The 16,529-nt window shown below is 44.8% G+C and carries 12 protein-coding genes (1 of these 12 running past the window's edge); 11 read left to right on the top strand and 1 reads right to left on the bottom strand.

The genetic code is table 11. From position 1 onward, the window contains the following. The 5 genes in view from QVP94_RS10710 to QVP94_RS10690 are tightly spaced (at most 37 nt apart) and all read left to right on the top strand, a layout consistent with a single transcriptional unit that may run on beyond the window. A protein-coding gene (locus tag QVP94_RS10710; protein WP_288213247.1) for a DUF6057 family protein crosses the window boundary here: on the top strand, positions 1 to 14 show its final stretch. It extends 1,360 nt beyond the left edge of the window; the window shows 14 of its 1,374 coding nt (coding positions 1,361–1,374); its start codon lies off the left edge, out of view; it ends in the stop codon at positions 12 to 14. A 37-nt stretch (positions 15 to 51) separates the two neighbouring features. After that, positions 52 to 417, top strand: coding sequence for a DUF6057 family protein (locus QVP94_RS10705; RefSeq protein WP_353884504.1), 366 nt, complete (start codon positions 52 to 54; stop codon positions 415 to 417). 9 nt (positions 418 to 426) lie between these two features. Then, positions 427 to 1,893 (top strand): TolB family protein, encoded by a 1,467-nt coding sequence (locus QVP94_RS10700; protein ID WP_005859297.1) that lies wholly within the window; start codon positions 427 to 429, stop codon positions 1,891 to 1,893. A gap of 10 nt (positions 1,894 to 1,903) precedes the next feature. Next, a complete protein-coding gene (locus QVP94_RS10695) occupies positions 1,904 to 3,676 on the top strand; it encodes a DUF6057 family protein (RefSeq protein ID WP_022192579.1) in 1,773 nt (590 codons plus the stop codon). Positions 3,677 to 3,683: 7 nt separating this feature from the next. Beyond that, the gene (locus QVP94_RS10690; RefSeq protein WP_022192578.1) at positions 3,684 to 5,162 is read left to right on the top strand and encodes a TolB family protein; all 1,479 of its coding nucleotides are present in this window, start codon (positions 3,684 to 3,686) and stop codon (positions 5,160 to 5,162) included. Between the two features lie 354 nt (positions 5,163 to 5,516). On the opposite strand, the gene purT is transcribed toward QVP94_RS10690, so the two are convergent. Continuing rightward, positions 5,517 to 6,698 carry a formate-dependent phosphoribosylglycinamide formyltransferase gene (gene purT, locus QVP94_RS10685; protein ID WP_008772751.1) on the bottom strand — a complete coding sequence of 394 codons (1,182 nt, stop codon included), beginning with the start codon at positions 6,696 to 6,698 and terminating at the stop codon, positions 5,517 to 5,519. Positions 6,699 to 7,129: 431 nt separating this feature from the next. On the opposite strand from purT, the gene QVP94_RS10680 reads away from it, so the two are divergent. From QVP94_RS10680 to QVP94_RS10655, 6 genes are all read left to right on the top strand, one after another. Next, entirely contained in the window at positions 7,130 to 7,813 is a 684-nt protein-coding gene (locus QVP94_RS10680; RefSeq protein ID WP_005867634.1) for an ABC transporter ATP-binding protein, read from the top strand. Further along, positions 7,806 to 9,080, top strand: a complete 1,275-nt coding sequence (locus QVP94_RS10675) for an ABC transporter permease (protein ID WP_005867632.1) — start codon at positions 7,806 to 7,808, stop codon at positions 9,078 to 9,080. The genes QVP94_RS10680 and QVP94_RS10675 overlap by 8 nt, the downstream gene beginning before the upstream one ends. A 20-nt stretch (positions 9,081 to 9,100) precedes the next feature. After that, positions 9,101 to 10,360, top strand: a complete 1,260-nt coding sequence (locus QVP94_RS10670; RefSeq protein WP_022192577.1) for an ABC transporter permease — start codon at positions 9,101 to 9,103, stop codon at positions 10,358 to 10,360. Positions 10,361 to 10,393: 33 nt separating this feature from the next. Further along, the gene (locus QVP94_RS10665; protein WP_005867627.1) at positions 10,394 to 11,515 is read left to right on the top strand and encodes an efflux RND transporter periplasmic adaptor subunit; all 1,122 of its coding nucleotides are present in this window, start codon (positions 10,394 to 10,396) and stop codon (positions 11,513 to 11,515) included. Positions 11,516 to 11,527: 12 nt separating this feature from the next. After that, entirely contained in the window at positions 11,528 to 12,886 is a 1,359-nt protein-coding gene (locus QVP94_RS10660) for a TolC family protein (RefSeq protein WP_022192576.1), read from the top strand. A gap of 418 nt (positions 12,887 to 13,304) precedes the next feature. Continuing rightward, positions 13,305 to 16,520 carry a SusC/RagA family TonB-linked outer membrane protein gene (locus QVP94_RS10655; RefSeq protein ID WP_022192574.1) on the top strand — a complete coding sequence of 1,072 codons (3,216 nt, stop codon included), beginning with the start codon at positions 13,305 to 13,307 and terminating at the stop codon, positions 16,518 to 16,520. The last annotated feature ends 9 nt before the right edge of the window (positions 16,521 to 16,529 follow it).

The raw sequence follows: 16,529 nt of genomic DNA, 5'->3' as shown, positions 1-16,529 counted from the left end.
GTATTAGGGCCTAAGCGAAAAGCTCTCCCGAAGGAAAGTAACTTATCCGGTATCAACGGACTGGAACATGATTTACTTATCCGTGCGGAACAAGATCCGGAAAATCAGCTCCCGATCCAATTCACCGGGGCTATCTATCTGCTGTCTAAAGACATGAAAGCTTTCCAAAGGCTGATAGAAAAGTATTATGGAACACCGGTACTCCCCTCTCTCCCCGTGAGTTTCCAAGAGGCTGTTATCCTATTAGCAGAGAAGGATGTGGATTACTGGAAGCGTTTTAACGTATCCGGAAATGTGATCCGCAAATTCGCAGGTTATCGGAATTTAGTCGTGCAGAACCGGAACAACCCACAACTTCCGCAACTTATAAAGAAGTCGTTCGGAGACACTTATTGGTCTTATTATACTCTAAAATGATCAACAACCATGAAAAGAAATATTCTATATATCACCTGTTTATTTCTTATTCTACTAGGAATATCCTGCTCGGATACGATCCCGGTAAGCAAAGAAACCTCGGAGAAACCTGTATTATTTCCCGATTATGCGGATGTAACGATCCCTTATAATATCGCTCCCTTAAATTTCAAGATAGAAAATCCACATGCGGAAGCCTTCGCCGTACTCAAATTCGGAGAAGAAAAGATACAAGTCAAGGAAAAAGGGGGACAATTCTATCTTCCCGCATCCGATTGGAGAAAATTGCTGAAAAGGGCGACAGGAAAAGCGATACAAGTAAAGCTCTACGCAAAAGACAAAGAATGGCTCGCCTATCCGGAATTCTCACTATTCGTCGCTCCGGAACCCATGGATTCATATCTGGCTTATCGCTTGATCGAACCCGGATACGAACTTTGGAATCAAATGGGTATTTACCAACGGAATCTGGAAGATTATAAGCAAAGCCCTATCATGGAAAACAAATACAGCGGTCAAAACTGTATGAATTGCCATTCTTTTTGTATGCAAAACCCCGATAAAATGCTGTTCCACATGAGGGATAAGTATTCGGGCACTTATCTGATCGACGGAGATAAGATCGAGAAATTAAATACGAAGACCGATCAGACGATCTCGCCTTTGGTCTATCCCTCTTGGCATCCATCGGGGAAATACGTAGCCTTCTCTGTCAATCAGACCAGCCAAAGCTTTCATGCCAACGACAAAAACCGGGTGGAGGTCTTCGACAGCCAATCCGACGTAGTTGTATACGATACGGAAAAGCATGAGATTATCAGTACGCCTTCCATTCGGACAGCAAAAGCGTTTGAGACTTTCCCGACATTCTCTCCCGATGGCAAGACTCTTTACTTCTGCTCGGCAGAGGCACGTTCCATGCCGCATGAATATTCAGAAGTAAAATATAACCTTTGCTCCATAGCGTTCGATCCCGTAACCCGGAGTTTCGGCTCCCGTATAGATACCTTATACAATGCCGGAAAAGATGGGAAGAGCGCCTCTTTTCCCCGTGTTTCCCCAGACGGGAAATTCTTGTTATATACGCTGTCCGGCTACGGTAACTTCTCGATCTGGCATAAAGACGCAGATCTATATCTACTGGATATAGCGAGCGGAATCTCTCATTCCTTGCAAAACGCCAATAGCACGGATACGGAGAGCTATCACTCATGGAGTAGCAACAGCCGCTGGATCGTCTTCAGCAGTCGAAGGATAGACGGGTTATACACACGTCCTTATTTTGCTTATATAGATGAAGAAGGAAATGCGTCTAAGCCCTTCCTTTTGCCTCAGAAAGACACAGACTACTATCACCGTTTCATGAAATCTTATAATATACCCGAGTTTATTACCGGAAAAGTATCCTCCAAGATCCGGGCGCTTAGCACGCTAGCCAAAGAGGATAAAGGAATTGACGTAACTTATCGTAAATAGAATAAATCACATGAGTACTTTATATAAGAAGATATTACCACCGCTTCCATTCATTCTATTGACCGGCGTCTTATGGTTTCATTTGCAGACCATGCAAGAGCCTCTCTTTTTTTATCGGGAACAGCAGCAGATTTTCCTATTCGATTCCACCTATATATTCAGCATACTTAAGCAGATAGGGGGGCTAGCGACTTTTATCTCTCAATTCTTGATACAGTTTTTCAGAATCCCGCTTATCGGATCGCTGGTGACCGCCTTGATCGGTGGAATCTCCGGTTGGTTATTCTGGCTGACCTTACGAAAGATACATCCGGCATTATATCTTATGCCCTTGGCCTTTCTCCCCATCCTATTCCAATATCTTTACCTAATGAAAGATAGCTATCATTATGAAGGACTGATAGCCATGTTGTTTTGGTCATTGGCGCTTAACGTATATAGTTACAGCGCACGAAGATTTAATTGGACGTACCGTACCTTAATTGGTTGCTTGCTGGCGACCGGATTGTTTTACACGATGGGATCTGTAGCTATATTATTCTCCCTTAGCATCTTACTATTTGATGTATTACAAAAATGCGAACGCTGGTACGCAAGCTTCATCCCGTTGATCCTGCTGCTTATCGTAGGTTCTCTATGCGTTCTAGGGGGCAGTAAACCCGATTATGACTATGTATTTTGGATGAAAGATTATGTAGAGTATTTCATTGAGCTGGAACCATTCTACGGCTTCTCTTGGCAAGTAGCGCTACTCGTTATGCTTCTATTCTTCCTATCACGTTACTTAGATCACATAAAAACCTATTTAAAAGCTTTAGTAGCCGTAGCATTACTTGCCTTATCCGGTATGTATTATACGCAAACGGCTCTTCAACAGAGGAATAAAGATTTCTATACGTTGATGCAAATGTTTCATTACATAGATACCGAGCAATGGGACGCCATAATCTCGTCCGCCGATCTAAACTATAATAACTACTTACACCTGAATTGCTTAAACCTTGCCTTATCCCACAAGGGTGTCATGCAGACTGATTTATTCAAATATCCGCAAAGCGGAATACAATCTTTAGTCTCAAAGTACCAAGCGCATATAGAGGAAAGTTTCCTGTTCAGCCAGATATACTACCATGTAGGAATCACGTCCTTGGCATACAATTTCGCTTTTGGTACCTCGGTAGGAATTACATACGGCAGTCCCGTCATGACTAAATTATTAATAAAATCCCATTTGATATACGGACAGTATCCCGCGGCCGAGAAGTTTATATCATTATTGGAAAAGACATGGGCCTATCACGGATGGGCCTCCTCGCAACGAAAGTTCTTATATAATGACCAAGCGGTGGAGAGCGACCCGGAATTAGGTACAAAAAGAAAAAGCCTATCCAGCGACAAAGACCTTTTCGCCAATATAATCGGATTGTTTGATAACCTGATGATTATATTGGAAGAGAATCCCCTGAATAAAGCCGCATTGGATTATACGATCGGTACGTTATTATTATCGAAAGACCTGCCCGCTATAAAAACGTTTGTTGAAAGATTCAGTGGGACGGAAGTACTCCCCGCATTACCCGAACCCTTGCAACAAGCCGTGATCTCTTATGCGGAGCATGATCCGGAATATTGCCGCAAGTATGGGGTAACCGATAAAATCCTGTCCGAGTTCTCGATATTCAAGCAACGTGTATTGGGACTAAGGCATGCCCGACAAAATGTAGCGACTGGAATAGCCGACTATCAACCTACTTTCTGGTACTATTTGATACTCTCTAAATAAAACACATATGGAAAGACAGACTTACACAAATACAAACCGATATCTTTTCCTTTTTCTCATCGCCTTGATGGTTTCATGCTCCAAAAGCGACGTACAGATCGCCAAGAGTCTAAACAAGGAAATCGCCATTTATCCGGATTACAAGGATGTGACCATCCCTGTGAACATCGCCCCGCTCAATTTCTCTATCGCCGATAGCAGTGAGCACTGCCTTATCATTAAAGGGGAAAAGACTCAACTCCAAGTCTATAGCGATGAGGGGCTCTTTGAGATCCCACAAAAGAGATGGAAAGCCTTATTGAAAGAGAATGCCGGAAACCAAATAGAATTGACCATCGCTAAACGCATACAGGGCGAATGGAATGCCTATACGCCTTTTCATATGGACATCGTAAATGATTCCATTGATAAATATATAGCCTATCGGTTATTAGCCTTGAGCAATGATATGTGGAACAGGATGGGTATCTATCAACGAAACTTGGAAAATTATGACCAAAGCGTGATTTATGAGAATAGCCTAACCGACTATAACTGCGTAAACTGCCACACGTTTTCCTCCGGGAACCCGGATAAAATGATTTTCCATATGCGAGGCAAACACGCCGGTTCCGTACTGATTGATGGAAAGAAAATCACCAAGCTAAATACAAAGACTCCCGAGACCGTCTCAAACTTTGTCTACATGTATTGGCATCCGAATGGTAACTATCTGGCGGCCACCGTATGCGATACCTACCAAAACTTCTTCATCAATAATCCCAATACGCTGGAAGTATTGGATCATAACTCCGATATCGTGATCTATGACGTAAAGAAGAACGAGGTATTCTCTTGCAAAGCGTTAAATTCCAAAGACGCATGGCAAATATTCCCAGCGTTCTCTCCCGACGGGAAGAGCCTCTATTTCAGTTCGACCGCCGCCGTAGATTCTATTTCTAAGAATTTCAGACAAATGACCTACAGCCTATGCCGTGTCGACTTTGACCCGGAAACCCGCACCCTAGGCCAGCAAGTAGATACTTTATACAATGGCCGGGCCAACCACAAAAGCGTATCCTTCCCTAGAATCTCACCGGATGGTAAATATCTGGCTTTTACCCTACAGGAATATGGCGGTTTCGGGGTTTGGCATAAAGACGCCGAATTATATATGATCCGCCTATCCGACGGAAAGACGTACCCGCTAACCGAGGCGAACAGCGCCGAAGGAGAAAGCTACCATTCATGGAGCCACAACAATCGTTGGCTGGTATTTAGCAGTCGCAGGTTGGATGGATTATACACACGCCCGTTCTTTAGCTATATCGATGATAAAGGCACGGCCCATAAACCATTCCTCCTGCCACAAAGAAATCCCGTAAAATATTATAAAGACTTGTTGTGGACTTACAACCTCCCGGAGTTTATACAAGAAAAGGTCCAAGTAGACACTCATGCCGTGATGGAAACAATGAGAAATACAAAAGGAATACATGTAAAATAAGAACAATAGCTAGGGTGGGTGAAAGGAGATAAGGATGTCTGTTTGGTTAAATCTACCCACCCTTAGCTATTGATCTGTTTGCTCACTCTTTTATCTTCACCGAGAATAGAAATAGAGCGTTTCAAATCAACGCCCATATTTCCATTTGTCGTATTCATAAAATAAGTACAAACTTTCGGCAATCAGATTTCACTCTTTAGTGAAACAAACATATGTAATCTGCGTTTATAGATTATCAAATGTCTCTTTAAAAACTTGAGACAAAAATAAACTATTTTGATAGAAAAATAGGTCTGCAAATATTCACATTTTATTCACAACACACACCAAAACGTTCATTTATCCTAGGAAGCATCACAATTTAACATTTAACCGCTCCATCATCACTCCGGTCTTCTCCCTTGCCTCCGTCACATCCAAACCACGAGCCAGCAAGACGGCCATACGGCGATGTCCATGAACTTCCGGTTTTCCAAAGAAACGCATCTGCGTATCGGGTTGCTCCAAGACCTTATCCAGATTGCTCAAAGCCAAGCGGTCACTATCTCCTTCCACTACGACGGCACGGGAAGCTCCCGCTCCATGAAACGCGATATTAGGGATCGGCAAGCCAAGCACCGCACGGGCGTGCAAAGCGAATTGAGACAAATCTTGCGTAATCATCGTTACCATTCCGGTATCGTGCGGACGGGGGGAAACCTCGCTGAATATGACATCGTCTCCTTTAATGAATAATTCCACGCCAAAAATACCACGTCCGCCTAAAGCCTCGGTGATCTTACCGGCGATCTCACGGGCTTTCGCTTTAGCGGCAAGGCTCATGGCTTGCGGTTGCCAAGACTCCCGGTAATCACCATCCACCTGAACATGTCCCACGGGTTCCAAGAAAGACGTTCCTCCGATATGCCGAACCGTCAGCTGGGTAATCTCATAGTCGAAATCCACGAAACCTTCCACGATCACCTTACCCGCTCCAGCACGTCCTCCTTCTTGGGCGTACTGCCAAGCACGATCGATATCCTTTTCCTCACGAACCACGCTCTGTCCGTGTCCGCTCGAGCTCATGATCGGCTTCACCACGCAAGGCATACCGATTACCTTCACCGCTTCTTTAAATTCCTCCTCGGTTTCGGCGAAACGATACGGCGAGGTAGGCAAGCCCAGCTCCTCGGCCGCCAAGCGGCGGATTCCCTCACGGTTCATCGTCAGCCAAGTGGCACGGGCGGTAGGAATCACATGGTATCCCTCTTCCTCCAGTTCCATCAAGGTACGGGTAGCGATCGCCTCCACCTCCGGCACGATATAATCCGGTTTCTCTTTCTCGATGATCTCCCGCAAGGCATCGCCATCCAGCATGGAGACCACATAGGAACGATGCGCCACCTGCATGGCCGGAGCGTCCGGATACTTATCCAAGGCGATTACCTCCACGCCATAACGCTGCAACTCTATTACAAACTCTTTCCCCAATTCGCCCGAGCCACAAAGCACGACTTTAGTTGCCGTAGCCGATTTGGGCGTACCAATTGTTACCATAAATCTTTCTGCTATTTGAATTTCGCCGCAAAGGTAAGGGTTTAGATAAAGATAGCCTAGGGCTTTTTTCTTTATCTATTAAGTGGAAGAAGCAGAGAGATTCATTATCTATCAGTTGTTGGACGATCATGCACCAACTGTTGGATGATCGTCTACCAATTGGTGCATGATCGTCCAACGGATGGTAGAAGATATATACATATAGTACCGGCACGTAAAGTTACCGCACGTACAAGTTAATAGATATAGATGGTAGAGCTAAACCTTTTCGATCAAAACCTTTTGTTAATATTACATAATTATAAGTACCTTGCGATACAAGGTATCTTAGTAAAGCATATATTTGTGACCAAATGATAAAAGTGTTCACCAACAGTGTAACTTATTTAGCAAACTGTACGTCTAATATATTAAAGTAACTACATAATATGATGATTCAACTGAGAGGAATAAACAAAACGTACTTTAATGGAGCCCCACTGCACGTTTTGAAAGGTATCGACCTAGATATAGAGAAGGGAGAGATGGTATCCATCATGGGAGCCTCCGGTTCCGGTAAGTCAACCTTATTGAATATCTTAGGGATATTAGATACGTACGACACGGGCACCTATCAATTAAACGGGCAGTTGATTCAGAATCTCAGCGAAAGTCGTGCCGCCGAGCTCCGGAACCGAATGATCGGCTTCATTTTCCAATCTTTTAACTTAATCTCATTCAAGAACGCCATGGAGAACGTTGCCCTCCCACTCTATTATCAAGGGGTCAGCCGGAAAAAGAGGAATGCCATGGCGCTGGAATACTTGGACATGGTGGGATTGAAAGATTGGGCGGAGCATATGCCGAATGAGATGTCCGGTGGACAGAAGCAACGGGTAGCGATCGCCCGGGCCTTGATCGCAAAACCCCAAGTCATATTGGCCGACGAGCCGACCGGAGCGTTGGATAGCAAGACGACCGTGGAGGTAATGGAACTACTACGCAAGGTAAACCTAGAAGGGATGACCATGGTGATCGTTACCCACGAACCCTCCGTAGCGGAGGCTACAGACCGGATTATCCGGGTAAAGGACGGGTTGATTGAACGTATCGAAAAAGAAGAGAATCATGTTTGACTTTGATAATTTCAGGGAAATATGGAGCACCATCAAAAAGAATAAGCTCCGTACCTTCTTGACCGGCTTCTCGGTCTCATGGGGTATTTTCATGTTGATCGTGTTACTGGGGGCGGGAAACGGGTTGCGCAATGGCATCATGTACAACTTCAGGAATATGTCTACCAACCGGGTCGAGGTATGGACACGCTATACCACCAAGCCTTGGAAAGGTATGCAATCCAACCGCAGCATCAGTTTCAAGGAAGAGGACCTAGGCGCCTTGAAGAGAGACTTCAAGGAGGTGGATCTTTGCTCGGCTACGATCTCCCACAATGACACGATCACTTACAACGAGGAATATGTGACGGGACAAACCAATGGCGTATATCCGGATCATGCCCCGATCAATTACGTGAATGTAGAGACGCATAACGGCCGCTTCATCAATGAGCAGGACATGAGGGACCGAAGAAAAGTAATCGTGATCAGTCCCCGTATGGCGGAGGTCTTGTTTCGTGACGAGAAGCCGCTGGGTAAATACGTGAAATGCGGGAATATGATGTATCAAGTAGTCGGCGTGTACAACGATGATGACAAAAGCAATAACGCTCCCGCTTACATCCCATTCTCCGTAGCCCAATTGCTATATAATAAAGGATACGGCTTCGGATCGCTAACGTTTACCTTGAAAGGGGTGACTACCGAAGAGGAGAATGAGGCTTTCGAGGAAAGTTTCCGGGAATGGATGGCACGCCGCCACCAATTCGACCCGACAGACAAGAACGCTATCGGTATGTGGAACATGGCGAATGAGTTCTTGATGTGGAATAATATAATGAACGGGATTACCTTGTTTATCTGGATTATCGGTATCGGAACGTTGATGGCGGGAATCGTGGGAGTTAGCAACATCATGCTGATCACCGTACGGGAACGGACCCGGGAGTTCGGCATACGCAAGGCATTGGGAGCTAAACCCGGCTCGATCTTGGCATTAGTAATCGCCGAGTCCATCCTCGTAACAGCCGTTTTCGGCTATGTCGGGATGATCATGGGGATCGGGCTTACGGAGCTAATCAATCATGCGATGGAAATGGCCCAAGCCGGAGCCCAATCCGGTGGGAATATCGGAGAAGACACGACGGTCTTCCGTAACCCGACCGTCAATCTGGCGATAGCTAGCTCCGCTACGGTCTTGATCATCGCGGCCGGTGTATTGGCGGGTTATTTCCCGGCACGCAAGGCGGTGAAAGTCACGGCTATCGAAGCCATGAGAACGGAATAATCATAAAAAAGAAAAGAACCATGTTTGACATAGACAGATGGGTAGAGATATGGGTGACGATCACCCGAAACAAGACACGCAGCTTGTTGACCTGCTTCGGCGTATTCTGGGGAATCTTGATGTTGGTGATTCTATTGGGAGCCGGAAACGGGATGAAGAACGCCATGTTCTCGAATATCAACGGATTCGCCACGAACTCCGCCTTCTTTTTCTCCGACCGGACCAGCGAGTCGTACAAAGGCTTTAACAAGGGGCGTCAATGGGACATGCGAAACCGGGACGTGGAGAGCATCCGGAAACAGGTGAAGGACATCGAGGCCGTCTCCCCCATCATCTGGGGAAATCGCTCGGACAAGAATATCGTTTTCGGCCAATTAAGCGGTACTTATAACGTAAAAGGCGTGCAGCCCGATTATTTCAAGATCGAGACCCAGCAGCTTTATTACGGACGGTTACTAAACGAGATCGATGAGATCGAGAAACGTAAGGTTTGCTTGATCGGCGCCAAGGTGAACGAGGTATTGTTCAAGGGAAGTGATCCCTGCGGGAAATATATCCGGGTAAACGGGATTTACTACCAAGTGGTAGGCGTCACGAAGCAACGAGCTTCTAGCGTCAATATCGGCGGACGGGCCGAGGAAAGCGTATTCCTCCCTTTCAGCACCATGCAACAGACGCTGAACCAAGGGGATATCATTCACTTCTTGTGCGTGAGCGCCAAACCCGGCTATAAGATCGATCCGGTGATCACACAGATCAAGGATATCGTAAAGAGCCAGAACCAGATCTCTCCTTCCGACCCGCAGGCCGTGACGGTGATCAACTTGGCGGCTCAGTTCGAGACCTTCAATATGCTATTTATCGGTATCGACATCTTGATCTGGCTCGTGGGTATGGGTACGTTATTGGCGGGTATTATCGGTGTAAGTAATATCATGATGGTAACGGTCAAGGAGCGTACCCGGGAAATCGGCGTACGCAGGGCCTTGGGAGCGAAGCCTTGGAATATTATCTCGCAGATCATGAGCGAGAGTCTGCTACTTACGGCCTTAGCGGGTTTGTTGGGGTTAAGCGCCGGGGTATTCCTGCTCGATCTGGTAGATAAGATCATGAGTGCCCAGCCGGCTTCCAACGGAACCATGATGGAGCATCCAGAGGTAAGCATCCAGATCGCGGTAGCGGCCACGGTGATCTTATTATTCAGCGGTCTGCTGGCCGGGCTGATCCCCGCATGGCGAGCTATGCAGATCAAGGCGATAGATGCCATACGAGAAGAATAAACAACAATTGTCAATTAATAAAACTATATAATCATGAAGAATCGCATTGTAAAAAAGATCCTGCGTATCATCTTATTAGTACTTGTGGGAGCAGCGGTAATCGGTACATTCTATTTCTTATGGAAGAAAGCGCAACCGGTCATCACCGTTTATGAGATCGTAACCCCTGAAAAAGGGGATGTGGAAACCAAGACGGTCGCTACCGGAAACGTAGAGCCTCGTTTCGAGGTGGAGATCAAGCCGCAGATTTCCGGTATCATCTCCGAGCTGAAGAAAGAAGCGGGGCAGATGGTCCAAGCGGGAGAGATTATCGCCATTATCAAGGTAATCCCCGAGATGGTACAGCTCAACAGCGCCGAATCGCGCGTGAACCTCGCCAATATCTCTTTGAAGCAAGTGGAAGAGACTTATAAGCGGGATACGCAATTATTTAAGCAAGGTGTTATCGCCCAAGAAGATTTCGATCTTTCCAAAGCGAACTACCTGAAAGCCGTGGAGGAAAAGGATAACGCGCAAAGTGCCTTGGAGATCATCCGCGACGGTATAGCCAAGAACTCCAGCGTGGCCAGTACGACCCAAATCCGTAGTACCATTACCGGTATGATCTTGGACATTCCCGTTAAAGTAGGTAACTCGGTTATCCAAGCGAATAATTTCAATGATGGCACGACGATCGCTACCGTAGCCAATATGAACGACATGATCTTCAAAGGAAACGTAGACGAGACCGAGATCGGACGCATCCACGAGGGAATGCCGATCAAATTGACCGTCGGCGCCATGGAAAGCCGTTCATTCGACGCTTTGCTGGAATATGTATCGCCCAAGGGAGTAGACAAGAATGGAGCCATTCAATTTGAGATCAAGGCGGCCGTAACGATCCCCGAAGATGCTTTCATCCGTGCGGGATATAGCGCCAACGCCGAGATCGTGCTAAAACGTGCGGAAGACGTACTTACGATCCCGGAAAGTACGGTTGAGTTCCAAGGGGATTCCGCATTCGTTCAGTTAGTTAAACAAGAGCAACCGGAACAAGTCTTCGAGAAGCATCCTGTAAAGGTAGGTCTGTCCGACGGTATCAAGATCGAGATTCAAGAAGGACTGGCCGCGACCGATAAAGTCCGGGGCGCAGCTATTGACCCGAATAAGAAATAAAAGAAAGATTGTATGATGAGAAGAAACTTATATATACTGGCAATCGCTTCCCTCCTGTCCGGAAACTATGTTTTCGCTCAGGATGCGGTGAAGCAATGGAGTCTGGAGGAGTGCATCCAATATGCCATCGAGCATAATATCGACTTAAAGCAAAAGGAGCAGGAACAGGAAAGCCGAAAGGTAGACTTACATACCAGCAAATACAGTTGGCTCCCGGCCCTAAATGGCAGTCTTGGACAGAGCTTCCAGTTCGGACGCTCCACGTCTAAATCCGGGGTGATCGTGGACCAGAACGCCGCCAATTCCACATTGGGGATCAATCTGGACATGCCTTTATTTGACGGGTTAAAAATACCGAACGATATCGCCGCCCGCAAACTTGATCTAAAAGCGTCTATCGAGAACTTGAATAAGGCGAGAGAAGACCTATCCATCAATATAGCTTCCTACTACCTGCAAGTACTTTATAATAAAGAGCTGCTGAAAATAGCGCAACTACAAGTGGAACTAGACAAGGAGCAGGTGAATAAAACGGAGGCCATGGTGAACGCCGGAAAGGTGCCTCTTTCCCAACTGTATGATATCAAGGCCCAATTAGCGAAAGATGAGGTCACGCTTACCGAGTCGCAAAACAATGTGAACCTCGCTTTACTGGATCTGGCGCAAAGTCTGGAACTAGAGCGAAGCGACCGGAATTTCGATATACAGACTCCTGTAATTGAAGATGCGGTGGCTGATAATATGAGCAGTATCCTACCTCCGGAAAACATTTACGACCATGCGGTTACGTTCAAGCCTCAGATCAAGGAACAACAGTATTTGCTAGAGAGCCAAAAGAAAATGTTGCGTGTCGCGCAAGCGGGCTATTACCCCAAGTTAAATTTCGGGGCTAGTTACAGCAATGGATATTATCATTCTACTTCCGGAGGTGAATTTGCCGATACTCGTTCCTTTAGCGAGCAGTTTAAGCAGAATGGGCAAAAGATCGTCGGATTCTCATTGAGCATTCCACTTTTCAACCGCTTCCAAGTACGCAATAGCGTTCGTACCGCAAGGATCAACATTATCAACCGGGAATTGCTGATGGAAAATACAAAGAAAACATTATACAAGGAAATCCAGCAAGCGTACTACAACGCAACGGCTTCCCAAGAGAAATATACGGCTTCCGACAAATCCGTCACGGCGAGCAAGGAAGCGTTCAATTATGCCCAAGAGCGTTACAACGCAGGTAAAAGCACTGTTTTTGAATTTAATGAGGCTAAAACAAAATATGCGCAAAGTCTAGCGGAACAGGCACAGGCCAAATATGATTTTATCTTCCGTACGAAGATTCTAGATTTCTATAATGGCAATCCGATCCGTTTATAAACGTTAATTAACACAGCACTTTTTTTCATTATACACACAAAGTTTAAGGGAAGATGTCCTTTATGGACATCTTCCCTTTCAGCATCCATTAAGGCATTTAGTCTGCACAGAACTACAGTTAAAATACTTATCAAAAAAATGTACACACCAAGACTCCTGAAAATCACAGCCGCAAATATACTAATTTTTATTATAAAAAAGCAAACTGTTATAAAACATTCTAAAACTAATATAATATTGATTGATATTGCCAAATTCAATTTAGTTGTACTGGGGATCTTGTTGCATTATGATAGCTGGCAGGAGGGTTTTTGGTCTTAGCTATCTGTCTGTTAATTATGCTGTTAAACATAGTTCTGTGCAAACTATGGTCTCTTGAAAAAATAATGTGTGTCTAATTAACAAACAAATTCATTCTATGAAGCACAAATTAACGCTTGTACTACTCTCATTCTTTCTGGGAGTGCAGTGTATGGTCGCCCAGCAAATGAAGGTGACCGGTGTAGTGATTAATGAAGATGATGGGGAGCCTGTTATAGGTGCATCCATCGTAGTAAAAGGAACCACTATTGGAACCATTACCGATTTAGATGGTAAATTTGAGTTAGAAACTCAGAAAGATGCAAAGCTAATTATTTCTTATGTAGGTTTACGGACTCAAGAAACTACAGCTCAGCAAAACATGAGAATTGTTCTTTCTTCAGATTCTCAAGCTATAGATGAAGTTGTTGTCGTAGCTTATGGTACCGCAAAGAAAAGTTCTTTTACAGGTTCCGCATCCACGGTGGGTGCCGCTTTGATGGACAAACGTCCATTGAGTAACGCCCTCTCCGCATTAGAAGGAAACACTTCCGGAGTACAAATGACTTCCTCTATCGGACAACCGGGAGAAGCTGCTAAGGTAACGATCCGTGGTTTTGGTTCTGTAAACGCGGATAATGCTCCTTTATATGTAGTGGATGGCGCCATCTTCAGTGGTGATATCTCTTCTATCAGCCCATCTGATATCGAATCAATGACAATTTTAAAAGATGCCGCTTCTACATCTTTGTATGGATCTAGCGCAGGTAACGGTGTGGTTTTGATCACGACCAAGAAAGGTTCTACCAGCAGTGGCGCAGGTGTTACCTTGAGTATCTCACAAGGTTGGTCTAGCAGAGCTTATAACGATTACGCAAAAGTAGGTGTATACGATTATTATCCTTTGCAATGGCAAATGTTGAGAAACGCAAATATGTCACTCGGACAAAGTGCTGCCGACGCTGCCACTAATGCTTCTAAAGATATTATCAACAAATTAAAATATAATCCTTTCGTAGGAATCGCCAATGACGCAATCGTGGGCACAGACGGTTTATTGAATCCATCAGCCTCGGCTTTAAAATGGGGTGAGGACCTTGATTGGGAAGATGCCGCTTACCGTACCGGACATCGCCAAGAATATAATGTAAGCTACAATACAAAAACAGAAAAGAGCGACACATATGCTTCCATAGGCTATCTGAATGATAAGGGATATATGATTAAGACAGACTTTGAGCGTTACAACGCACGCTTGAACTATAATATCTATCCGGTGAAATGGTTCAAGAGTGGATTGAATTTAGGTTTAAGTCGCACAAATTCCAATTATTCTACTTCTACTTCTAGCAACTCCGCTGGTTATGGTAACTTATCTCGTTTCATTCGTTCTATGGCACCGATCTATCCGGTACATAAGCATGATATTGAGACAGGGGCTTATTTGGATAAAGAAGGAAACGTAGTTACTGATCCGGCTTTATATACCTACGATTATGAAGGAGCCCGTATCTCCAGCAATGGACGCGACGGTATCGCTGAGGCCCTGTGGAACGATCGCTTGATGTCTACCACAAACTCTAGTGCCCGTACTTATGTAACGATCACTCCGATCGAAGGATTGAATTTAACAGTGAACTACGCATTTGACAATAAGGATGAACGCCGTAGAGTATATGAGAACCCAGAGGTAGGTGACGGAACCGCAGGACCGGGACGTTTGAACATCCGAAATAGAAACTTCTTAACACAGACATTCAACCAGTTGATTAATTACACAAAGACTTTTGGTAAGCATAACATCGAAGCTTTGTTAGGCCATGAGAACTATAGCTACCGTTTACAATATAACTACGGTATGAAGACTAATGAGATCGTTTCCGGAACGTATGAGTACAGTAACTTCGTAAGCATAAGCTCAATGGATTCTTATACACGCGAATATAAGAAAGAAGGATACTTCGCTCGTTTGAACTATGATTTCGATGATAAATATTATGTAACAGCCTCGTATCGTCGTGACGGTTCCTCTCGCTTTAGCAAGGATAACCGTTGGGGTAACTTCTGGTCATTCGGAGCATCTTGGCGTATCAGCCAAGAAGATTTCATGGAAAACTTGACTTGGGTGGACAATTTGAAACTGAGGGCATCCTACGGTGAAACCGGAAACGATGCCATCTATTATACAGATGATGACACACAACAGGATTACTATCCTTATCAAACCTTGTATAATTTGGGTATCAACAACGGTTTGGAAGCAGGTCTCTACTTCCCGACTATGGCAAACAATAATTTGAAATGGGAGACACAGGTTTCTACCGATGTCGCTTTAGAATTCGGATTGTTCGGTCGCTTGAATGGTACGGTCGAGTTCTTCCGTAAGGCCTCCAGAGACTTGTTATTCAATGTTAGCCAACCGTTATCCAGTGGTGTCGAAAAGATCGTACAAAACATTGGTAAAGTTCGTAACCAAGGGGTGGAAATCGACTTAAACTACCAAGTATTAAAATCAAAAGATTGGAAATTATCAGTCGGCGCAAACGCTACATTCATCAATAATAAGGTGACTCGTCTGCCTGATGCCAACCGGAAAGATGGTATCATCAAAGACTCTAAGAAATTGATGGAGGGACATTCAATCTATGAGTTCTGGTTACGTCAATGGTGGGGTGTTAATCCTGATAACGGAGATGGATTGTATATCTTTGATGCCGAAAACAACACCGATGCGAATGGTAATATTAAAGATGCGGTAAAAAAGACACTTGTAGAGAAAGATGGTCAAGTATTGACAAACTCTTATAGCTATGCGAAATATGATTTCAGTGGTTCTGCCGTTCCGAAAGTATATGGTGGTTTCAATATCAATTTGAGCTATAAGGCATTCGACCTTTCTACCGTATTCTCTTATTCATTAGGAGGCAAGGTGCTTGACTCGAGTTATAGAGGATTGATGGATGTAGGTGAGTTCGGTTATGCGATGTCACCGGATCTACATAACGCATGGACAACTCCGGGCCAGATCACAGATGTACCTCGTTTGGACAATAACTCAGGTCATGCGACTAGCATTGGACAATCCTATTCTACACGTTGGTTGACAAACGCAAATTACTTGAACTTGCGTACTGTCACTTTGGCTTACAACTTGCCTAAGTCTATCCTAAACGTTATCAACATCAAGAGTGCACGCGTCAATGTCAGCGCAGAGAACTTATTCATGTTGAAAGCCCGTCAAGGTCTGAATCCGCAAGCTAACTATGCCGGAGTATCTTACAATGAATATATGCCGGCTAAGAACTTTACGATCGGTTTAAATGTATCGTTCTAAATTCATAAT

The organism is Parabacteroides sp. CAG:2, assembly GCF_000436315.1.
Taxonomy (GTDB): domain Bacteria; phylum Bacteroidota; class Bacteroidia; order Bacteroidales; family Tannerellaceae; genus Parabacteroides; species Parabacteroides distasonis.
The sequence above is the reverse complement of the archived record's forward strand: the minus strand, read 5'-3'. Positions and strand labels throughout refer to the sequence as shown.